The sequence below is a fragment of the Vibrio sp. 10N.222.52.B7 genome (assembly GCF_041474275.1).
Taxonomy (GTDB): Bacteria; Pseudomonadota; Gammaproteobacteria; order Enterobacterales; family Vibrionaceae; genus Vibrio; species Vibrio crassostreae_C.
This window is the reverse complement of record NZ_JBFRTU010000005.1, coordinates 27930-48379: the sequence shown is the minus strand read 5'-3', so window position 1 is coordinate 48379 and position 20450 is coordinate 27930. Positions and strand designations below refer to the sequence as shown.

Sequence of the window (20450 nt, the reverse complement as noted above, 5' to 3'; positions counted from 1 at the left end):
CTTTAACATCTAACCTTGATAACCCTTTAATATCGGCTCCCAATCCGACTCTTGCCATTGAATCTGGCGCTTGTTCACTTCTTTTAAGAACGAGCGCTTTAAGCGATTCAAGTTGCCTTCTTTCCAGTCATCACCCGCTTGCTGACCACACTTATCAAAGTCAATAATCCACACCCTTTGCGAGTCATCAAGCAGGATATTATGAATGTTGAGATCGGTATGATTAACCCCAGCATCGTGCATCTTGCGTACCTCTTGGCCAATTCGACGATAAACATCCGCATCTATCGGGCCATTGACCAAGACATCAACCAGATCTTTGGCATTGGGAATTCGTTCAGACATTAAGTCCGCTCGATAAAGTAGTCCGCTTTTAATGGCTCTAGCAGCAATGGGCTTCGGTACATTCACACCTGCGTTTGCCAATATCTTTAGGACATTAAGCTCCATAGCGCAGCGAGTACTCTCCCAATCAGAGAAACGAAATTGGTCTTCGACTAGCTTCCCAAACAATCCGCCACGGCGATAATGGCGCAATGCGGCCTGTATTCCATCAAGCTGAATGAACCATGTGGTACCGCGCCCTTGAGCACTGCCTGAAATGGCGTCTTGTTGCTGCCAATATTCAGCCTCAAAGATCTGATCGATATCGCCCTCTGGTACCTGAGCCAAAAGTTCAGGGTCATACCAAATTGTTTGGTTGTTGGTGCTAATTGTTTCCATCTATGAGGCCTTTGGGTCGCTTTTCGTCATTGCTATTTTACAACTAATGCGAGTATCTGCATAATTCTGATGTTATTCACTTTTTCGGGCACTTTATGTCACTGTTCTCAACTGCACCTCAATCTCTTTGCATACTTCGCCTCTCCGCGATTGGCGATGTTTGTCATGCTATTTCTGTGGTTCAAGCCATCCAGAAGCAGTGGCCTGAAACGAAAATCACTTGGATAACGGGCAAAATAGAAGCCATGCTGATCGGCGATCTACCCGGTATTGAGGTGATTGTTTTCGATAAGAAACAAGGCTTCAAAGGAATGCGTGAATTATGGCGTCAGCTATCTGATCGTAAATTTGATGCACTTCTGCATATGCAAGCCGCACTCAGAGCCAGCGTGCTATCTTGGGGGATAAAGGCGAAGTGCAAAGTGGGATTTGGCAAAAACCGTACTCGTGAAATGCAGTCACTCTTTACCAACCACCACCTACCTATTTCAGATAAGTTTCATGTGTTGGATAACTTTGCCGAATTTGCTCGCTACATTGGTGCCCCCTTCGATAAGCCTCAATGGGATATCCCTTTAACACCAGAAGATGAACAACTCGCAATTAGCACCATGGCAGACAAGCCGACCTTGGTTATCTCCCCAGCTGCAAGCAAAGATTCACGCAATTGGTTAACTGAGCGATATGCAGCTATTGCTGATTATGCTGTCGAACAAGGCATGCAAGTGGTGTTATGTGGTTCTCCGGCACCAAGAGAAGTTAACCTTGGTAGCGACATCGAAAAATTATGCCAGTCGCCAGTAACCAACTTGATTGGCAAAACGAACTTGAAGCAACTGACTGCCGTACTGAAACATGCAACGGTGGTATTGGCACCTGATACTGGCCCAGCCCACTTGGCAACTACGCAGTCAACGCCTGTAATCGGCTTGTACGCACACAGCGACCCTCGTAGAACAGGACCTTACAACGATCTCGATATCGTAGTGAGTGTTTATCAACAGCACGTAGAAGCACAACAAGGTAAACCAGTCGCAGACCTTCCATGGGGAACCCGTGCTAAAGGCGATGACCTGATGAAAGACATCACACTCGATATGGTAAAGCAGCAACTCGATAAGGCCTTAAACTCTAGTAAAGCACCGAATTCGAACACTACATTAAGCAAGGACAGCTAAAATGAGCACACACGTTATTTATCCAGGAACTTTTGATCCGGTGACCAATGGCCACCTTGATATCATTGTTCGTGCCGCTAGCATGTTCGACCATATCACTGTTGGAGTAGCAGCGAGCCCAAGTAAAAAAACCATGTTTGAATTAGATGAACGTGTAGAGTTGTTACGTGATGCGGTGTCTCACTTACCTAACGTGTCTGTTGAAGGATTTTCGGGGTTACTGGTCGATTTTGCTAAACAGCAGCAAGCGAATGTGTTGGTGCGAGGCCTAAGAACAACCATGGATTTTGAGTACGAGTTTGGACTCACTAGCATGTACCGCAAGTTACTACCAGGGCTTGAAAGCGTGTTCCTTACCCCTTCAGAAGAATATGCTTTCCTCTCTTCAACCATTGTTCGTGAAGTCGCTATACACGGCGGGGATATTAGTCAGTTTGTGCCACAAAAAGTAGCAGACGAAATCACAATAAAAACAGCCAAGTAGTTCTCTTTATCTACTCCGAAAAATAAAAATAGCGCTCAGTGAGCGCTATTTTTATTAATACCTATAATTTAATCCGCCCCGAGCACGATCTTTCCGACACTACAGAACCACTAATAGTCAATCAGCCATACTGCCTCAACATTCTTGAAGCCCGTCACAACCATAATCGCTAAATAAGTGAACCGTTATTACAAAAATCCAGGCGAGTGTTACTATGGTTCACTATAAATAAACACATCAATATAGCTTTATGAAATCATACTGTATTACCTTAAAAGCAAACCATTGTAGGCAAAAATCAACAGCTAACGCCCTTAAGGATGCTCAGGTTGATTTTGAGTTTTTTATCGGAGTGGATGCACGAACCGATGAACATCCTCTACTAACAAGAATTCACGATAGAGCTTTTTTACACAATATGGGTAGACCGCATGCAATTGGGGAAGTGGGGTGTTATGCAAGCCATTATCTTATTTGGCAAAAATGCATAGAGTTAAATGAACCCATTTTAGTCTTCGAAGATCATGCCGATATTGATATCGATATATTTCGCAATACTTTGACTATCGCCGAGCAGCATATTGAGCAGTGTGGTTTTATTCGCTTACAAGACAGTAAGAATAGACTACATTATTCAGTTGATAAGTACGATACACAGCATCTTGTAAAGTATTTGAAAGTTCCTCAAGGAACCGCCTGCTATGCTATATCTCCCAAAGCGGCACAAGCTTTCATCGAACAAAGTTCAACTTTTAATTATCCAGTTGATGTATTCTTAAGGAATACTTGGATTCATAAGCACCCCATGTTTGGTGTTTCTTCTGCTGGATTACAGCGTAGTAAACGGCCGTCAATTATCGGTAGTCGTAAACATAAAGGTAGAAAAGACTATTCTGTCGCCTTTATGAAGATTGTGAACAAAATAAAGAGTATGGCACTTAATCTATCAACAAACCTTTATCACCTTGCAGTACTAGATAAAGAGTTCAGACCAAAATTCTAGGTCTAGGAAAAGTACACTCACATTAAATTGCCCCCTCTCTTTATGCTTATACTTATACCTAAAAAGCAATCATGCGATTACCTATAAAAATAGCGCTCAGTGAGCGCTATTTTTTATTCAAAGTTTATCAATTACTACAGCGAGTAATAGGCTTTATACCAATCCGCGAAAGCTTTCGCGCCTTCTTGGATCTTCACTTGAGGTTTATAGCCAACCGCTTCAAACAAATCTTCCGTATCAGCGTAAGTCGCGTACACATCACCAGGCTGCATTGGCATGAAGTTCTTTTTCGCTTCAACACCTAGAGCACCTTCTAATGCTTCGATGTAGTCCATTAATTTAACCGGGCTGCCGTGACCGATGTTAAACACGCGATACGGAGCAGAACTGGTTGCTGGTGACCCTTGCTCAACGGTCCAATCTGGTTGCTTGGCTGGAATACGATCTTGAACACGAATAATACCTTCAACAATATCATCGATATAAGTGAAGTCACGCATCATGTCGCCGTTGTTATAAATGTCGATTTCTTTGCCCGCTACGATTAGGTTCGCAAACTTGAACATCGCCATATCAGGGCGACTCCAAGGGCCGTAAACCGTAAAGAAGCGAAGACCTGTCGTTGGTACGTCGTATAAATGAGAATAGGTATGCGCCATCAACTCATTCGACTTCTTAGTCGCGGCGTACAGTGAAATCGGGTGATCAACACTGTCTGCTGTATGGAATGGCATTTTTTGATTCAAGCCATAAACGGAACTCGATGAAGCATAAACGAGGTGTTCAACCTTATTATGGCGACAACCTTCAAGAATAGCTAAGTGACCGACAAGGTTGCTATCGGCATACGCCATCGGGTTATCAATTGAGTAACGAACGCCAGCTTGCGCTGCTAAGTGAATCACACGGTCAAATTTTTGCTCAGCAAACAGCTTCGCCATGCCCTCTCTATCAGCAAGATCCAGCTCGATAAAGGTCAGGTTTTCATGTTCGATACGTTTAAGGCGGTCATGTTTCAGAGAGACTTCGTAGTAGTCATTCAAGTTATCAATACCGACAACCTCATGGCCTGCTGCGCATAGTCGCTCTGACACTGCAGAGCCGATAAAACCGGCAACGCCAGTTACTAAATATTTCATTCTACTATTCTCAATTCATATCATTATTGCAATTATAGCGACTAGCACTTATATCTACTAGCAGTAAAAAGTGAACACGCGTTCAGCTTTTTTATACTTGGCACTCTTCGCAAAAAAACGTATTTCTTTGCCCTATTTTTAACTCTTGGATTAGAGCTTCACAGTTAGGGCACTTTTCACCTGCTTTACCATACACTTGCAGCTCTTGTGCGAAGTAGCCTGGTTTACCATCAGCCTGAGAAAAATCTTTCAGCGTAGTACCACCTTGCTTGATAGCCGTTGCGAGTACTTGTTTAATCTCATCGGTTAACAAGATCCATTCGGCTTTGGTCACTTTGTTTGCCGATCGTAACGGGTGGATTTTTGCAGAGAACAAGGCTTCGTTAGCGTAGATATTCCCGACACCGACCACTACTTTGTTGTCCATGATGAACTGCTTGACTGCGACTTTACGCTTTTCTGCTTTCTCAGCAATGTAATCAGCGTTAAAGTCGTCCGTTAACGGCTCAGGACCAGAACCAAGCAACACAGAGTGGACTTCATCAGGCGCCGACCACAACCAAGCGCCAAAGCGGCGAGGGTCGTTGTAGCGCAATACTTTGCCATTGGTGAGCTTAAGATCCACGTGATCGTGCTTGGCTGCTGGAAAGTCAGCGTCTAATACGCGTAGTGAGCCAGACATACCAAGGTGAACAATGGCAGTGCCAGTATCCGTTTCAATCAATAGGTACTTTGCACGACGCGAGATGGAGCGAATCATCTGCCCTTCTAATGCTTTTAACTCTTGTGGGATATCCCAACGCAGCTTGGGCGTGCGAAAAGTAAGAGTTTTAATGGTCTCACCGACTAAATGAGGCGAGATCCCCATTCTGCTTACTTCGACTTCGGGTAATTCAGGCATAGTTAGTCGTCCGATTTAGAGGAGTGGTTAGCGTTAAAGCTTGGAAACAGGTAGCTCTCTTCAATAGACACCGCCAACCACTGATCATTCCAGTTTTTTAACAACCAGAACTCAGGCAATTGATAATAGGTAATACGCTGGGGCTCTTCTTGGTCTTGATACCATACTTCGATGGTGTGTGGTGTACTTAACCGAGGCGTAAGGTCTGTGTAGGTCTGTGAGTCGACTTCCGTGCCCACAAGCTCTTTCCAACGTTGTGACAGCTCTTGTGCATTGGTGGCTTGAGGAAAGTCAGTATCTTCGAACTGGTAAACCCATTGATTATCTTGTTGAATGACAGACCACTTAGCAAAGTGTAACGCTTGAAGCTTTGCTGTTGGGTTCAGGAGATAAGGATAAGGGCTATCAACCTGCGGTTCAGGCTCGATAAGGTACGCTTTGATCAATGTTGGAAGGTTTAACACGCCAATAAAAGCGATCACACTGAACATGAGTATGTTGTTCCACCGGCGTCCACGATATCTCATCTGATTCTGCTCATCTAACCTATTGAACATTCAGTATATCGTGAAAGTGGCAATACTTTCTATGTTGTACAGATTTCTATCTATCAGAGGCTATATCAAGCAAGAATAATTGAGTTACTCAAATTTTAGATATAAAAAAACCCAGCGATTAAACTGGGTTTTTCAATTCTTTCTTCTACTGAAGAAGAGCAAAAAAAGCATCAATTACTTGATTTTAGCTTCTTTGTACATAACGTGTTGGCGAACTACTGGATCAAACTTTTTGATCTCAAATTTGCCTGGCATGTTACGCTTGTTCTTATCAGTTGTGTAGAAGTGACCAGTACCTGCAGAAGATACTAGACGAATTTTCTCACGAATGCCTTTAGCCATTGCTTAATTCCTCTTAAACGTTTTCGCCACGTGCACGGATATCAACAAGAACAGCATCGATGCCTTTCTTATCAATGATACGCATGCCTTTAGCAGTTAGACGTAGTTTAACAAAACGTTTTTCGCTCTCTACCCAGAAACGATGAGTTTGTAGGTTCGGCAGAAAACGGCGCTTAGTAGCATTGCGTGCGTGTGAACGGTTGTTACCCGTTACTGGACGCTTACCAGTTACTTGGCATACTCGGGACATGAATGTCTTCTCCAATCGTTTCAGCTCGATATCAACCTTGGTGGCCGAACCTCTCTATCAATTAAAATAGAAGGTAAAAACCGTTATGGAAAATCCATACAAGGCTATCAAAGGTCGCGCATTATACTAACTTGACACGCATTGCTCAAGACCCGAACAGATCCTTTTTACGGATTTCGTGATCTTTTTTTGTGCAGCGCAGCTTGCTTGAGTAATCAGAGCTGATTTTAGGTCTAAAAATGTGGCCGGAATAATAGCAGATTTAACGCAACTAACAACCTAAAATGTGATTCAAATCCATCCACGCTCTGCAAAAGAGACAACTTCACCATCTCCAACGACAAAATGGTCGAGAACTCGGATGTCCACCAGCGCTAATGCGTCGGTTAATCGGCGTGTAATCCGCCTATCCGCTTGGCTGGGCTCAGCAACACCTGAAGGATGGTTATGAGCCAAGATTAATGCCGCCGCATTGTGATGAAGTGACCGTTTAACCACTTCCCGCGGGTAAACCGATGCGGCATCGATGGTTCCTTCAAACATCACCTCGTCCTTTATTACCCTATTTTGGTTATCAAGGAACAATATATAAAAGGCTTCTCGCTGGCGATCGCGCAACATGCTCGAGAGATAAAGCTTAGTATGACTTGGGCTAGTAAGCGCATCTCCACGAGATAAAGTCTCTGCTAGATAACGCTGCGTCATCTCTAATACAGCCTGCAATTGAACATACTTGGCCTGCCCCATCCCTTTATGAGCACAAAACTCTTCCTGTGTTGCTGAAAAAAGATGACGGAGCGAGCCAAAGTCTTTGATCAACTTGTCAGCGAGTTCCAAGACGTTCATTCCTTGTGTCCCTGTTCGCAGGAATATCGCGAGCAGTTCAGCATCACTCAAAGAATCAGGCCCTCTATTTAACAACTTTTCTCTCGGCATCGATTCGGCAGGTATTTTATCTATTGGCATATAAAGACAATCATTGGTCATGAACACAACCCATCACCTTAATGAGATCGTAATCAGAGATCCTTCGATAGAGATCAAAGGAAACGAGACACTAACAAAATCGTGTAATTGATAAGTTTGATAACACCAACTTGATGAGCGTCAACTCTGTTCGAGTTCTGCTTCTAGGCACTTATCCTTTGTTCTGATATCGTAAGTCGCAGAGAAATTAAGGAACAGAATCATGCAAACATTGGTTAATCAACTGGATAACGCTGACCTACAAGGCCTGGCTGGGAAAAAAATCCTACTTGGCATTAGTGGTGGTATCGCTGCGTATAAATGTGCCGAACTGACTCGACGCTTAATTGAACGTGGAGCACAAGTACAAGTCGTGATGACGAATGCAGCCAAGGAGTTCATTACTCCTCTCACCATGCAAGCCGTCTCTGGAAGGCCAGTGTCTGATAGTTTGCTTGATCCTGCTGCTGAGGCTTCCATGGGGCACATTGAGCTCGCAAAATGGGCTGATTTGGTATTACTAGCGCCAGCAACCGCTGATCTGATTGCGCGCATGACAGCTGGCATGGGTAACGACCTACTGACCACTTTGGTTCTAGCAACCGATGCGCCAGTTGCGGTATCTCCGGCAATGAACCAACAGATGTACAGCCACCCTGCGACTCAAGAGAACATCGCAACACTAAAACGTCGTGGTTGTGAGATTTGGGGACCGGCGGCTGGCGAACAAGCGTGTGGTGATGTGGGAATGGGTCGCATGCTAGAGCCTATGCAGCTCGTGCACCGCTGTGAAGACTTCTTCCAACCTAAACCTCTTGCTGGTCGCTCTGTGTTAATCACGGCGGGTCCAACTCGTGAAGCCATTGACCCTGTGCGTTACATTACCAACCACAGCTCGGGCAAGATGGGCTATGCTCTGGCTGAAGCGGCAGCGAAACAAGGCGCAACAGTAACTCTAGTCAGCGGCCCTGTATCACTCGCGACACCAAATAAGGTTAATCGTATCGATGTCGACAGCGCTCAACAGATGTTTGATGCGGTTGCAGCAAACGCTTCTCAACATGATATTTTCATCAGCTGCGCCGCGGTTGCCGATTATCGCCCTGAGACCATCGCAGACCAAAAGCTTAAAAAGGTCGACGGTAAAGACGACATGACCATTCAAATGGTTAAAAACCCAGATATTGTCGCTTCTGTCGCTTCAATGACCGAAGGTCGCCCATTTACTGTCGGCTTCGCAGCAGAAACTCAAGATGTTGAGAAGTACGCACGCGGTAAACTGGAAAGAAAGAACCTCGATATGATCTGCGCCAACGACGTCTCAGTTGAAGGCCAAGGCTTCAATAGCAGTAGCAATGAGCTGCACCTTTATTGGAAAGGCGGCGATAAATCTCTACCACTGGAGAGCAAAGACACACTTGGTTTCCAGATCCTCGATCAGATCCAACAGCTTATTAATGTATAAACGCACAAATTTGCTCTGATAATCTGCTGACACCTCTCGATTCTGTTGACCTAGGGCTTACAAAACTAGGAAACAGAATTGAATGGTGTTTATAATCCTTCTTCACTCAATCCTCATCTTTAGGAAAGGAAGTAAATAGATGGCTGGTGCTCGAAAATCAAACCGTCGTGAAGAAATCCTACAAGCTCTCGCACAAATGTTGGAATCGACCGAAGGTGCTTCTCGTATCACAACGGTAAAGTTAGCCAAGCAAGTGGGTGTTTCTGAGGCTGCGTTATACCGCCACTTCCCAAGCAAAGCTCGCATGTTTGAAGGCCTAATCGAGTTCATTGAAGAAGCGTTGATGTCTCGAATCAACCGTATTCTGGATGAAGAGAAAGACACGCTAGAGCGCATACGCCTAGTACTACAACTTATCTTAGTTTTCTCAGAACGTAACCCAGGCCTGACTCGAATTTTGTCTGGTCATGCTCTAATGTTTGAAAATGAACGCCTGCGTGATCGCATCAACCAACTTTTCGAACGCATTGAGACGCAACTTCGCCAGATCCTGCGTGAAAGAAAGCTTCGTGAAGGGAAATCATTCCCGGTTGATGAGAAAATCTTAGCCGCTCAACTGCTCGGTCAAGTTGAAGGCAGCTTGAATCGATTTGTTCGCTCAGACTTCAAATATCAACCAACAGAAAACTTTGATGCTTATTGGGCTCTGCTAAGCGCTCAGATTAAGTAACAATCAAATTAAGTAGCAATCAAATCTTAAGTGATGGTTATGACGACGAAAACTTCTCCGACAAACAGCACTGCACAACACGTTATTACTAAGCCACCCTTTACTCTGGCGTTACTCCACCCTAAATACTGGGGAGTATGGTTCGGTTTTGGGTTATTGGCGCTTATCGTTAACGTTCTCCCTTATCGCCTCTTACTGCTGTTAGGCCGATCGTTAGGCTCTTTGGGGGCTCGCTATGGTAAAAAGCGCGTCGCGGTAGCAACACGTAATTTGGAGCTCGCCTTCCCAGACAAGCCAGCAGATGAAGTCGCGGCAATGGTCAGTGAGAACTTTAAGAACACAGGTATGGCACTCATCGAAACGGGCATTACCTGGTTTTGGCCAACGTGGCGCTTCAAAAGAATCCTAGTAGATAAAGATACCCAAACGCTGCGTACACACAAAGACAACGGTAAAGGTGTTCTACTATGTTGCGTACATGCCTTGAACCTAGAGATCACCGCGCGAGCAATGGCTGTTCTCGGTATTTCAGGTTTAGGTGTTTATCGCCCGCACAACAACCCAGCTTATGAATTCATTCAATACCGCGGTCGTACTCAGAACGGCAATCGACTGATTCACCGTAAAGACGTCAAACGTATGATTCGAATCCTGCGTCAGGGTGAGATCCTTTTCTATCTGCCGGATCATGATTACGGCCGTAACAAATCTGTGTTTGTGCCTTTCTTCGCAGTAGAAGATGCGTGTACCACAACAGGCACCAGTATTCTGGCTTACACCAGCCGATGTGCACTTGTTCCGGGGTCTGGTTTTAGAAATGCCAACGGCAAATATGAAATCATGGCTGATGAGTCAATCGAAGAAAACTACCCGCAGAAAGATGAGAAAGCGGCTGCCGCCTACATGAACCGCTACCTTGAGAAGATTATCTTAAGAGCACCAGAACAGTGGATGTGGCTGCACAAGCGCTTTAAGACTATGGAAGACCCAGAAGCTGAACGCGGCATTCGTTACAAATAGAGCACCTATCTTCAGATAAGAAAGCAGCTCACCTCAATAGAAAAGTAAAAGGCCCGAAAGATATTTATCTCTCGGGCCTTTCTCGTTTTGAAATTCTAAACCTAGGGATCTAAACCATCAGGTTCAAAACTTCAGGCATTAGATACCATATTGAGCGCGGTACGCTTTTACTGACTCTAGATGCGCTGCGTCGGTGCCTTTCTCTTCAAGGAAAGTCACCAAGTCAGTCAGGCTAACGATTGAGATAATCGCACAACCGAAGTCACGCTCAACTTCTTGAATCGCAGACAGTTCGCCTTTGCCCTTCTCTTGACGGTCGATAGCAACAAGCACACCCGCTAAATCAGCGCCATTTGCTTGGATGATTTCCATCGACTCACGAATCGCAGTACCTGCAGTGATCACGTCGTCCACTAACATGATGCGACCTTCAAGCGCGCTACCGACAAGGTTGCCACCTTCACCGTGGTTTTTCGCTTCTTTACGGTTAAAACAGTAAGGCGTGTCTACATCGTGGTGATCCGCTAGTGCAACCGCTGTCGTCGTTGCAATTGGGATACCTTTGTATGCAGGACCAAATAGTACATCAAACTCAATGCCAGAATCAGCCAATGCTGCTGCATAGAAGCGACCTAAGCGCGCTAGGTCACGACCTGTATTAAACAATCCAGCATTGAAGAAGTAAGGGCTCTTGCGGCCAGACTTTAAAGTAAACTCACCAAACTTAAGTACTTCTTTCTCTAGTGCAAATTCAATAAATTCACGTTGATATGCTTTCATGTTTTTCCTCTATGTTTACTCAATAAAACTTAACTTACGCCCTGTACCACCCTTTCAGGTTTTACAGACAAAAAAATAGCCCCCAAATTGGGAGCTATTAAAAATGACTAGTCGGCCAACGCAGCTTTCTGCGCTTCGACGATATCGGCAATGCCCTTATTAGCCAGGGCTAAAAGCTGCATCAGCTCTTCGTGGCTGAACGGTTCGCCTTCTGCGGTACCTTGAATCTCAATCATCTTACCGTCTTCCGTCATTACAACGTTCATGTCGGTATCGGCTGCTGAGTCTTCAACGTACTCAAGGTCACACAGTGCTTGTGCACCAACGATGCCCACTGAAACTGCCGCTACGTGGCCTTTTATTGGGTTCTTTTTCAGTTTGCCGCTTGCTAGTAGGCTGTTGATAGCATCAGCCATTGCAACGCTTGCACCTGAGATAGAAGCAGTACGAGTACCGCCGTCTGCTTGGATAACATCACAATCGACAGTGATCATAATTTCACCCATTACTTTCAGGTCAACAACAGCACGTAGGCTACGAGCGATCAGACGTTGGATTTCCATCGTACGACCACCTTGCTTGCCGCTCGCCGCTTCACGACGGTTACGAGTGTGCGTTGCACGTGGCAGCATGCCGTATTCAGCCGTTACCCAACCCTTTCCTTGGCCTTTTAACCAACGCGGTACGTTTTCTTCTACCGTCGCATTACATAGAACTTTAGTGTTGCCGAACTCAACTAATACAGAACCTTCAGCATAAGCTGTGTAGTTACGAGTAATTTTAATTGGACGAATTTGATCTACAGCGCGGTCATTTGGACGCATTGGTATCTACCTTATTAACAGTCTGAAGTGATTTACTATCGAAAGAGTGCATCACCTAAGAAAGGGGTGAGACAGTTTTGATTGGGGCAAGATTATATAGCAGTTTATCGTGCAAATCTATTTACCGTTCAAAGCTATTTATCACGAAAGGCTATTTACAGTGAAAAGCGACAGGCTTCGAGAGCACACCATATCGTGATACTATGCGTGCGCGTTATTTTCAGAATGATAAAAGACAGGAAAATTCGATGATTTATAGTATGACCGCGTACGCACGCAAAGAAGTAAAAGGCGATTGGGGCAGCGCAGTATGGGAAATCCGTAGTGTAAACCAACGCTACCTAGAAACTTACTTCCGTATGCCTGAACAGTTCCGTGGTTTAGAGCCAATCTTGCGTGAGCGTTTCCGTAAGCGTCTTGCACGCGGTAAGGTTGAATGTAACCTACGCTTTGAAGCAAACCCTGCTGCAAAGGGCGAACTAAGCATTAACGAAGGTTTGGCTCAGCAAGTAATCAATGCGGCGAACCAAGTAATGACGATGACAGGTGAAGACAGCCGTTTGAACCCATTCCAAGTCATGAATTGGCCTGGTGTGATGGAAACGCCAGAGCAAGACATGGATGCCATCAACAAAGACCTACTTGAAGCATTCAACGATGCTATCGCAGAGTTCATTGATGCTCGTGCTCGTGAAGGTGAGAACATGAAGGCGCTAATCGTACAGCGCTTAGATGCAATCACTGAAGAAGTAGTGAAAGTTCGTGCACGCATGCCTGAGATCCTAGAGTGGCAACGTGAGCGTCTTCTTACCAAATTTGAAGATGCGAAAATCGAACTTGAAGGTTCTCGTGTTGAGCAAGAGCTTATCCTACTTGCGCAGAAGTCAGACGTAGCAGAAGAGCTAGACCGTCTAGATTCTCACGTGAAAGAAGCAAATGCAGTACTGAAGAAAGGTGGCGCTTGTGGCCGTAAGCTAGACTTCATGATGCAAGAGTTCAACCGTGAGTCAAACACGCTAGCGTCTAAGTCTATCAGCACAGACATCACAGCATCAGGCGTAGAGCTTAAGGTTCTTATCGAACAGATGCGTGAGCAGATCCAAAACATTGAATAACAGTCTGTAAGCTGTACACGATAAAGAATAATCAGCTTAATCAGTGTTGATTAGATCAAAATGAGCTCCTAATTTTAGGGGCTTTTTTTTATGGATACAGTAATAGTAATCAGGATGAGCAAGTGACTGGTTGTTACGTAGAAGGTTGAGTTAGAGCAAAGAACAGATACAACGATAGTTAGAACGAGATAACGGACGTAAAACAGGATTTTTGAATACTTAGAGAGGGTATTGCTAATGGAGAAGAGTGTTGCGGTAAAACTGAGGGGGGAAACAAATTTGAGAGAGAAAGTGACGCAAGTTGCTGTTGCAACCTGCGCCGACTTAAAATCTTATAGAGCTACAACGTTTGCAGCTTGAAGACCTTTTTGGCCTTGCTCTACTTCGAAAGACACTTGTTGGCCTTCTTTAAGAGTCTTGAAACCTTCAGAAGCGATTGCACGGAAGTGTACGAATACGTCAGCGCCGCCGTTGTCTTGAGTTAGGAAACCGAAGCCTTTCTCTTCGTTAAACCATTTTACTACGCCGTTTACTTTGTTAGACATGATGTGTCCCTTATATAAAAATAAAAAATTAATCGCCAAAAGTGCGATGCGCTGAAAGCTTGAATTATTTAATGTATCTATGAAGCTAAGGGAAACACTGAGAATAACAATGAAGCAATACTAAGGGTTCTACTTTACAACTGGATGTTTCATTTAATAACCCTGAGAACAGAGCGACGCCATTCTTGGTGATCTGAGCCTGCTTGTAAAGCGTTATTTGGACAATTTGATGTTTTTTTGTTCGGTTGGCTTGAATTCAAGCCCAGCTAGGTCGCCGGGCTTGATTTGTAAGACTTTGATCTCAAAAAATTTACTCGTCCGGCTGCTTAGTTCTGAGATCGACATATGGCCAGTAATGGTGACCGACTCGAATCAACAGAGTTGCTGATGCTAAGATAAATGCCGCTAAAGATAACCAAACGATCAATACCGCATCGAGTTCTTTCATGCCCAAAGTGATGTAACGAGCAATCGCCATCATCGCGATATAGATTGGGTATCGCACTGGGATCTTACCGTTCATCACAAACTGCTGAACCATCGCCAACACTTCTAAATAGATAAACATCAGCAGAATGTCGGTCAATTGCACTCGGCGTTCAGCGAAGACATGCATGAACTCTTCGACCATCGCAAACAAGGTCGCGAGCGTGATCGCCACCAGCAATACCGCTTCCATAATGTGGAATACTTTTAAAAACGGCTTACTAAAAGATTTAGGTAAGTGAGAAGGCATAGTCACTCTTCAAAAAATAATTAATCCAGTCTCTACAATAGCATGCATCAATATAAGTCGCGTACTGTCAAAGCACCGACTTTAGGCTAACGCCATCAACTCATCGGTAACCAACATTAAGAAGCAACGGTAAAAAGCAACAAATACAAAAATGGCCCCGCATTCACTGCAGAGCCATCTGTTTGTCTTTTACTTAGCGACTTCTTAGTGACTAATTAGCCTTAAAGCAGAATCAGGTAAGTTAAGAACACCACACACAGTCCGTAGATAAGCGGGTGTACTTCTTTGCGCTTACCTGCGACAACCATTGTGAATGCGTAGCTGATGAAGCCCATCGCCATACCGTTCGCTGGAGAGAAGCTTAGCATTGTGAACATGATGGTAAAGAAGGCTGCAATGCGTGACTCTTTCTTTTCCCAGTTGATCTGACCAAGACGACCTACCATGTAGATGCCGACTACTACCATCGCCGGTGCAACCATTGCAGCCGAGAAGATAGAGAAGATTGGGTATAGGAATAGCGAGATTAGGAACAGACCAGCCACCATGACTGCTGCCAAACCCGTTTTTGCACCTTGAGAAGAAGCGATACCAGACTCAGAGAAAGCAGTGATCGATGTGGTACCAAGAATCGAACCAATCACTGTACCACCCGCATCTGCTACTAGAGCCGATTTCGCGTTTGGCACCTTACCGTCTTTATCGATGATGCCCGCATCACGGCCAACGCCGACAATGGTGCTCAAGCCATCAAAGAAATCGACAATCAAGAATATAAGTACGATGAACAGTAAGTCGAACATTTTCTCTGGCGTGAAAGCAGAGAAATCGAAGATAGCGCCGAAGCTGCCAGCCATGCTTGGTGGCATAGCAATGAACTGCTCTGGGATTGGTGCATTTGAAGTGCCCATGAAAACGTCAGCAAGAATCGTCAACACGATAGCAGAAACGAATGAGATGAACGTTGCTAGCTTGATGTCGCGAACCATACAACCCAGTGCGATGAAGATGCTCACATAAGCGATGATCACTTTTGGATCGGAAATGTCGCCTAAGCCAACCAATACGAATGGGTTAGAAACGATGATGCCCGCATTCTTAAGACCTAAGAAAGCAATGAACAGTCCAAGAGACACCGTAATCGCCAACTTCAAATCTTCAGGAATCGACTCAATCATCGATTTACGAATATTGGTTAACGAGAACGCGAGGTACAGGATACCAGATAGGAAGATACCGAACAGCGCTTCATTCCAAAGCACGGCAACAGATCCACTTAACAGCAGACCTTTGAAAAAGCCGTTCATACTCATGCCCGGCGCTAGCATTACAGGGTAGTTGCCCCAAATGCCCATAATTAGGGTTGCGATTGCCGCAGACAGAGCCGTTGCAGTAAACACGGCACCTTTGTCCATGCCTGGAATATCACCCAAAATTGCTGGGTTAACCGCCAGAATGTAACTCATCGCCAAGAAAGTAATGAAACCCGCGTACAGCTCAGTGCCAATCGTGGTTTTTCTTTCAGTGATTTTAAACATCGAATCAAGCGAGCCAGAGGTGTTCTGGGCTTTCAGGGTGGAATCGGTACTCACAACAAAACCTATGCAATAAATTAAGAATTTGGTGATTCAAATGCTGTGAGAATAGAGAGGTCTCTACACTAAAAACTGTAGTCACCAAGGTAGGCTCGGTAGTAGAAACATCTAGTCTAGTAGGGTCTGCTGGCCCTTCGAGATGATTTTTGCAGCGAGTTGTTGGGGTTTTCTACAAGGCAGAGACTTTGATGTGTACTAGCCTACATAAGAAGTCGATAACGCAGTAGAAATCACCAACAAACGCTGCCCGAAGGGTTCGGCTAAAATCGTTTTATGCTTTGTTAAGGAGTCTTTACTTAGAATGCTAGGTTACAAACTCCTTGCCGCGCCTAAAACGATTTTTTCTCGAACAAAACTCCATCGCGAAAGGTCAACAGACCCTAGATATATACAGCATTTAATCGTTTGCGCGGATTGTAAGGATTGAGATTAAAACTTCAACAAATTTTGTCCAGATCACATAAAAAAGTACCGATGACGAGTCATTACATTTATACAAAGATCCTTGAGAAGATCATTCGCTAATAAATAACGATCAAGCCAGTTGTTCTCAATCATCTAAATATGCTACTCTTCGCCTCCATTTTTCTGACCTAATTTTCACCAGTTGCTTCTATTAGTTTTACTCGTTATCTCTTTATAGACGTAACCAACGGCACAATTAGTAGATGCGCCATCGGAACAAAAATTAGAGTCAGTGCTATCTTTTAAAGTGTAGGTTTATTGCCTTCACTCAATCCAACCAACAGTGGAAATATACAGATGGGCAAAGGTACTCTTTACATCGTATCTGCACCTAGTGGCGCAGGTAAGTCGAGCTTGATCTCAGCAATGCTAGAAACCAATCCAACCTACGCAATGAAGGTATCTGTTTCACACACCACTCGCGGTATGCGCCCTGGTGAAGAAAATGGTGTTCACTACCACTTCGTAGAGAAGCATCATTTTGAAGACCTTATTACTAAAGGTGAATTCCTAGAGTACGCTGAAGTGTTCGGCAACTACTACGGTACTTCACGCGTTTGGATTGAAGAAAACCTAAACCGCGGTATCGATGTATTCCTAGATATCGACTGGCAAGGTGCTCGTCAGATCCGTGAACAAATGCCTCAAGCGAAGAGTGTATTCATTCTTCCACCATCAAATGGTGAACTAGAGCGTCGTTTGAATGTTCGCGGTCAAGACAGCGACGAAGTTATTGCGAAACGCATGAGCGAAGCAAAATCAGAGATTTCTCACTATGCAGAATATGATTATGTGATCGTGAATGACGACTTTGATGCAGCCCTAATGGACTTCAGAGCTATCATTCGTGCGGAACGCTTAAAAGAAGATAAGCAAGCAGCGAAATACAGCGGCATGCTTACTGCTTTATTAGCGGAATAATCTAGATCCCCTAGATTTTCTATTGAGATAAGTATACGGTGATCTAGAAAGTATCTAGTTAAACTTGTATACTTTCTCGTCATCAAAAATTTATTAGTTAATTACTATTTGGAGTCCTCATGGCACGCGTAACTGTTCAAGACGCTGTTGAAAAAGTTGGCAACCGTTTCGACCTAGTTCTTATTGCGGCTCGCCGCGCACGTCAAATGCAAACTGGCGGTAAAGATTCACTAGTGCCTGAAGAAAACGATAAGCCAACGGTTATCGCTCTTCGCGAAATCGAAGAAGGTCTTATCACTAAAGACGTACTAGATGCTCGTGAACGTCAAGAGCAACAAGAGCAAGAAGCGGCTGAACTTGCAGCAGTAAGCAGCATCGCTCACACTCGTTAGCTCATATTCGCAAAAAGCGTCATTCGAACTAATTAACCTTCCGGGCCTTTAATTTGTATCTATTCGATAGCCTCAAAGACGTTGCCCAAGAATACCTAACAGAGCCTCAAATTGAGGCTCTGCGTCAATCTTATGTGGTAGCGAGAGACGCCCATGAAGGGCAAACCCGCTCAAGCGGTGAACCATACATTATCCACCCTGTAGCTGTTTCAAGAATCCTGGCAGAAATGCGTCTGGATATCGAAACCCTGCAAGCTGCTCTGCTTCATGATGTCATCGAAGACTGTGATGTCACTAAAGAAGATCTAGAGGAAAAATTTGGCAATACCGTTGCTGAATTGGTTGATGGTGTATCTAAGCTGGATAAGCTTAAATTTCGTGATCGCAAAGAAGCGCAAGCAGAGAACTTCCGCAAGATGGTTCTCGCCATGGTGCAAGACATCCGCGTTATCTTGATCAAATTAGCTGACCGTACTCACAACATGCGCACGCTTGGGGCACTTCGTCCTGACAAAAAGCGTCGTATTGCTCGTGAAACCCTAGAGATTTATTCTCCACTAGCTCACCGTCTTGGTATTCATAACATCAAGACCGAACTAGAAGAGTTAGGCTTTGAAGCCCTCTATCCTAACCGTTATCGCGTACTTAAAAACGTAGTGAAAGCTGCGCGTGGTAACCGTAAGGAAATGATCCAACGTATCCATAGCGAAATTGAAGGCCGCCTTGAAGAGGTCGGTTTACCAGCTCGCGTACTTGGTCGTGAAAAGAACCTGTTCTCCATCTACAACAAGATGAAAACTAAAGAGCAGCGCTTCCACACCATTATGGACATCTACGCTTTCCGCGTCGTGGTTGATACCCCAGATACTTGTTATCGCGTACTTGGTCAGGCTCACAGCCTGTACAAGCCTCGTCCTGGCCGCATGAAAGATTACATTGCGGTACCAAAAGCCAACGGCTACCAATCTCTGCACACGTCAATGATCGGCCCTCACGGGGTGCCAGTTGAGGTTCAGATCCGTACTGAAGATATGGATCAAATGGCAGACAAAGGTGTCGCAGCGCACTGGTCTTACAAAGGCAACGGCTCACGCAGCAGTAATGGCACAACCGCACAGGTTAAAGCACAACGTTGGATGCAGAGCTTACTTGAGCTGCAACAAAGCGCGGGTAACTCATTCGAATTCATTGAAAACGTTAAGTCTGATCTGTTCCCAGATGAGATCTTCGTGTTCACGCCGAAGGGTCGCATTGTCGAACTTCCTGCGGGCGCAACAGCGGTCGATTTTGCTTACGCGGTACATACCGATGTCGGCAACATGTGTGTAGGTGCTCGTGTAGACATGAACCCTTACCCACTCAGCAAATCACTGAAAAACGGTCAAACGATTGAGATCATCAGTGCTCCGGGTGCACGCCCGAATGCAGCATGGCTCAACTACGTAGTGACCTCACGCGCACGTACTAAAATCCGTCAGGTTCTAAAAACGATGCGCCGCGAAGAGTCGATTACCTTAGGTCGTCGTCTACTGAACCACGCACTTGGCGAACACTCTATTGGCGATATCGGCCAAGAGAATATCGACCACGTATTGTCTGATCTTCGCCTAGACAATGTTGAAGACTTACTGGCGTCGATTGGTCTTGGTGAGCTGATGAGTATCGTAATTGCTCGTCGTCTGCTTGGTGATGCTGACGAACTGACTGAAGTAGAAAACAACAGTGACACACCGAGGAAGAAACTTCCGATCCGTGGTGCTGAAGGTCTACTACTGACGTTCGCTAACTGTTGTCACCCGATTCCAGATGATCACATCATTGCCCATGTCTCTCCAGGTCGTGGCCTTGTGGTTCACCGTGAAACGTGTCCAAACGTTCGTGGTTACCAAAAAGAACCAGACAAGTACATGGCGGTGGAATGGTCTGACGATTACGACCAAGAGTTCACAGCTGAACTTCAGGTTGATCTGCAGAACCACCAAGGTGCACTGGCTGAGTTAACTAACGTTATCTCGAAAACAGGCTCAAACATTCATGGTATTTCAACCGAAGAACGTGATGGACGCTTGTACACAGTGACAATCTTGCTGACGACCAAAGATCGTGTTCACCTTGCGAGTATTATGAAAAAGCTACGTGTGATGCCACACGCGCTGAAAGTAAGACGTCGTAAGAACTAACGTTTAAACTTGATAATAGTTTTGCCAAGAATTTAAATCCCCTTAATGCTTTATCGCTTAAGGGGATTTTTATAACCGTAATCCTAGTATTTACCGCGCTCCCTCCCATTCCTGCCTGTACAAAAATCCAGTAAAATGC

22 protein-coding genes are annotated in these 20450 nt (G+C 44.9%); 10 read left to right on the top strand and 12 right to left on the bottom strand.

What is annotated here, in order from left to right; genetic code table 11:
- Positions 1–9 precede the first annotated feature (9 nt).
- Positions 10–723 (bottom strand): 3-deoxy-D-manno-octulosonic acid kinase, encoded by a 714-nt coding sequence (locus AB4512_RS02350; protein WP_372174283.1) that lies wholly within the window; start codon positions 721–723, stop codon positions 10–12.
- Between the two features lie 95 nt (positions 724–818).
- Between AB4512_RS02350 and AB4512_RS02345 the strand changes: the two genes are divergently transcribed.
- From AB4512_RS02345 to AB4512_RS02335, 3 genes are all read left to right on the top strand, one after another.
- Positions 819–1901 carry a glycosyltransferase family 9 protein gene (locus AB4512_RS02345; RefSeq protein ID WP_017063093.1) on the top strand — a complete coding sequence of 361 codons (1083 nt, stop codon included), beginning with the start codon at positions 819–821 and terminating at the stop codon, positions 1899–1901.
- A 1-nt stretch (position 1902) separates the two neighbouring features.
- The gene (gene coaD / locus AB4512_RS02340) at positions 1903–2385 is read left to right on the top strand and encodes a pantetheine-phosphate adenylyltransferase (protein WP_017063092.1); all 483 of its coding nucleotides are present in this window, start codon (positions 1903–1905) and stop codon (positions 2383–2385) included.
- A 250-nt stretch (positions 2386–2635) separates the two neighbouring features.
- On the top strand, positions 2636–3388 hold the full coding sequence (locus tag AB4512_RS02335; RefSeq protein ID WP_016792613.1) for a glycosyltransferase family 25 protein: 753 nt from the start codon (positions 2636–2638) through the stop codon (positions 3386–3388).
- A 134-nt stretch (positions 3389–3522) separates the two neighbouring features.
- On the opposite strand, the gene AB4512_RS02330 is transcribed toward AB4512_RS02335, so the two are convergent.
- The 6 genes from AB4512_RS02330 to radC all read right to left on the bottom strand — a co-directional run bounded on the left by AB4512_RS02330 (position 3523) and on the right by radC (position 7543).
- Positions 3523–4527: an NAD-dependent epimerase gene (locus tag AB4512_RS02330; protein ID WP_010433784.1), complete on the bottom strand. Its 1005-nt coding sequence runs from the start codon at positions 4525–4527 to the stop codon at positions 3523–3525.
- Positions 4528–4618: 91 nt separating this feature from the next.
- Positions 4619–5428 carry a bifunctional DNA-formamidopyrimidine glycosylase/DNA-(apurinic or apyrimidinic site) lyase gene (gene mutM / locus AB4512_RS02325; protein WP_372174281.1) on the bottom strand — a complete coding sequence of 270 codons (810 nt, stop codon included), beginning with the start codon at positions 5426–5428 and terminating at the stop codon, positions 4619–4621.
- 2 nt (positions 5429–5430) lie between these two features.
- A complete protein-coding gene (locus AB4512_RS02320; protein ID WP_372174279.1) occupies positions 5431–5955 on the bottom strand; it encodes a hypothetical protein in 525 nt (174 codons plus the stop codon).
- 204 nt (positions 5956–6159) lie between these two features.
- Entirely contained in the window at positions 6160–6327 is a 168-nt protein-coding gene (gene rpmG / locus AB4512_RS02315) for a 50S ribosomal protein L33 (protein ID WP_002535344.1), read from the bottom strand.
- A 13-nt stretch (positions 6328–6340) separates the two neighbouring features.
- Positions 6341–6577, bottom strand: coding sequence for a 50S ribosomal protein L28 (gene rpmB, locus AB4512_RS02310; protein WP_004728407.1), 237 nt, complete (start codon positions 6575–6577; stop codon positions 6341–6343).
- Positions 6578–6868: 291 nt separating this feature from the next.
- Positions 6869–7543, bottom strand: a complete 675-nt coding sequence (gene radC, locus AB4512_RS02305) for a DNA repair protein RadC (RefSeq protein ID WP_048666236.1) — start codon at positions 7541–7543, stop codon at positions 6869–6871.
- Between the two features lie 223 nt (positions 7544–7766).
- On the opposite strand from radC, the gene coaBC reads away from it, so the two are divergent.
- The 3 genes from coaBC to lpxL all read left to right on the top strand — a co-directional run bounded on the left by coaBC (position 7767) and on the right by lpxL (position 10758).
- Positions 7767–9008 carry a bifunctional phosphopantothenoylcysteine decarboxylase/phosphopantothenate--cysteine ligase CoaBC gene (coaBC, locus tag AB4512_RS02300; RefSeq protein WP_136979983.1) on the top strand — a complete coding sequence of 414 codons (1242 nt, stop codon included), beginning with the start codon at positions 7767–7769 and terminating at the stop codon, positions 9006–9008.
- Positions 9009–9147: 139 nt separating this feature from the next.
- Complete coding sequence (gene slmA / locus AB4512_RS02295) at positions 9148–9738, top strand: nucleoid occlusion factor SlmA (protein WP_017063086.1); 591 nt, start codon at positions 9148–9150, stop codon at positions 9736–9738.
- Positions 9739–9777: 39 nt separating this feature from the next.
- Positions 9778–10758, top strand: coding sequence for an LpxL/LpxP family Kdo(2)-lipid IV(A) lauroyl/palmitoleoyl acyltransferase (gene lpxL, locus AB4512_RS02290; protein ID WP_372174277.1), 981 nt, complete (start codon positions 9778–9780; stop codon positions 10756–10758).
- 138 nt (positions 10759–10896) lie between these two features.
- Here the strand turns inward: lpxL and pyrE are convergent, their stop codons facing one another.
- Complete coding sequence (gene pyrE / locus AB4512_RS02285; RefSeq protein WP_017059267.1) at positions 10897–11538, bottom strand: orotate phosphoribosyltransferase; 642 nt, start codon at positions 11536–11538, stop codon at positions 10897–10899.
- Between the two features lie 107 nt (positions 11539–11645).
- The gene (rph, locus tag AB4512_RS02280) at positions 11646–12362 is read right to left on the bottom strand and encodes a ribonuclease PH (RefSeq protein WP_372174276.1); all 717 of its coding nucleotides are present in this window, start codon (positions 12360–12362) and stop codon (positions 11646–11648) included.
- 248 nt (positions 12363–12610) lie between these two features.
- Between rph and AB4512_RS02275 the strand changes: the two genes are divergently transcribed.
- On the top strand, positions 12611–13477 hold the full coding sequence (locus AB4512_RS02275; RefSeq protein WP_017059268.1) for a YicC/YloC family endoribonuclease: 867 nt from the start codon (positions 12611–12613) through the stop codon (positions 13475–13477).
- 332 nt (positions 13478–13809) lie between these two features.
- Here the strand turns inward: AB4512_RS02275 and AB4512_RS02270 are convergent, their stop codons facing one another.
- From AB4512_RS02270 to AB4512_RS02260, 3 genes are all read right to left on the bottom strand, one after another.
- A complete protein-coding gene (locus AB4512_RS02270; RefSeq protein ID WP_017071067.1) occupies positions 13810–14022 on the bottom strand; it encodes a cold-shock protein in 213 nt (70 codons plus the stop codon).
- 310 nt (positions 14023–14332) lie between these two features.
- Positions 14333–14758, bottom strand: coding sequence for a phosphate-starvation-inducible protein PsiE (locus tag AB4512_RS02265; RefSeq protein ID WP_372174274.1), 426 nt, complete (start codon positions 14756–14758; stop codon positions 14333–14335).
- A gap of 221 nt (positions 14759–14979) precedes the next feature.
- A complete protein-coding gene (locus AB4512_RS02260; protein ID WP_372174272.1) occupies positions 14980–16350 on the bottom strand; it encodes an NCS2 family permease in 1371 nt (456 codons plus the stop codon).
- A gap of 765 nt (positions 16351–17115) precedes the next feature.
- On the opposite strand from AB4512_RS02260, the gene gmk reads away from it, so the two are divergent.
- The 3 genes from gmk (at position 17116) to spoT (ending at position 20311) form a co-directional block, all read left to right on the top strand.
- Positions 17116–17739 (top strand): guanylate kinase, encoded by a 624-nt coding sequence (gmk, locus tag AB4512_RS02255; protein ID WP_017062466.1) that lies wholly within the window; start codon positions 17116–17118, stop codon positions 17737–17739.
- A gap of 119 nt (positions 17740–17858) precedes the next feature.
- Complete coding sequence (gene rpoZ / locus AB4512_RS02250; RefSeq protein ID WP_009848003.1) at positions 17859–18131, top strand: DNA-directed RNA polymerase subunit omega; 273 nt, start codon at positions 17859–17861, stop codon at positions 18129–18131.
- A 53-nt stretch (positions 18132–18184) separates the two neighbouring features.
- Positions 18185–20311, top strand: coding sequence for a bifunctional GTP diphosphokinase/guanosine-3',5'-bis pyrophosphate 3'-pyrophosphohydrolase (gene spoT, locus AB4512_RS02245; protein ID WP_372174271.1), 2127 nt, complete (start codon positions 18185–18187; stop codon positions 20309–20311).
- The last annotated feature ends 139 nt before the right edge of the window (positions 20312–20450 follow it).

Coding starts and splice junctions, on each gene's coding strand:
- AB4512_RS02350 (WP_372174283.1), bottom strand. CDS start 723: ATGGAAACAATTAGCACCAACAACCAAACAATTTGGTATGACCCTGAA.
- AB4512_RS02345 (WP_017063093.1), top strand. CDS start 819: ATGTCACTGTTCTCAACTGCACCTCAATCTCTTTGCATACTTCGCCTC.
- coaD (WP_017063092.1), top strand. CDS start 1,903: ATGAGCACACACGTTATTTATCCAGGAACTTTTGATCCGGTGACCAAT.
- AB4512_RS02335 (WP_016792613.1), top strand. CDS start 2,636: ATGAAATCATACTGTATTACCTTAAAAGCAAACCATTGTAGGCAAAAA.
- AB4512_RS02330 (WP_010433784.1), bottom strand. CDS start 4,527: ATGAAATATTTAGTAACTGGCGTTGCCGGTTTTATCGGCTCTGCAGTG.
- mutM (WP_372174281.1), bottom strand. CDS start 5,428: ATGCCTGAATTACCCGAAGTCGAAGTAAGCAGAATGGGGATCTCGCCT.
- AB4512_RS02320 (WP_372174279.1), bottom strand. CDS start 5,955: ATGAGATATCGTGGACGCCGGTGGAACAACATACTCATGTTCAGTGTG.
- rpmG (WP_002535344.1), bottom strand. CDS start 6,327: ATGGCTAAAGGCATTCGTGAGAAAATTCGTCTAGTATCTTCTGCAGGT.
- rpmB (WP_004728407.1), bottom strand. CDS start 6,577: ATGTCCCGAGTATGCCAAGTAACTGGTAAGCGTCCAGTAACGGGTAAC.
- radC (WP_048666236.1), bottom strand. CDS start 7,543: ATGCCAATAGATAAAATACCTGCCGAATCGATGCCGAGAGAAAAGTTG.
- coaBC (WP_136979983.1), top strand. CDS start 7,767: ATGCAAACATTGGTTAATCAACTGGATAACGCTGACCTACAAGGCCTG.
- slmA (WP_017063086.1), top strand. CDS start 9,148: ATGGCTGGTGCTCGAAAATCAAACCGTCGTGAAGAAATCCTACAAGCT.
- lpxL (WP_372174277.1), top strand. CDS start 9,778: ATGACGACGAAAACTTCTCCGACAAACAGCACTGCACAACACGTTATT.
- pyrE (WP_017059267.1), bottom strand. CDS start 11,538: ATGAAAGCATATCAACGTGAATTTATTGAATTTGCACTAGAGAAAGAA.
- rph (WP_372174276.1), bottom strand. CDS start 12,362: ATGCGTCCAAATGACCGCGCTGTAGATCAAATTCGTCCAATTAAAATT.
- AB4512_RS02275 (WP_017059268.1), top strand. CDS start 12,611: ATGATTTATAGTATGACCGCGTACGCACGCAAAGAAGTAAAAGGCGAT.
- AB4512_RS02270 (WP_017071067.1), bottom strand. CDS start 14,022: ATGTCTAACAAAGTAAACGGCGTAGTAAAATGGTTTAACGAAGAGAAA.
- AB4512_RS02265 (WP_372174274.1), bottom strand. CDS start 14,758: ATGCCTTCTCACTTACCTAAATCTTTTAGTAAGCCGTTTTTAAAAGTA.
- gmk (WP_017062466.1), top strand. CDS start 17,116: ATGGGCAAAGGTACTCTTTACATCGTATCTGCACCTAGTGGCGCAGGT.
- rpoZ (WP_009848003.1), top strand. CDS start 17,859: ATGGCACGCGTAACTGTTCAAGACGCTGTTGAAAAAGTTGGCAACCGT.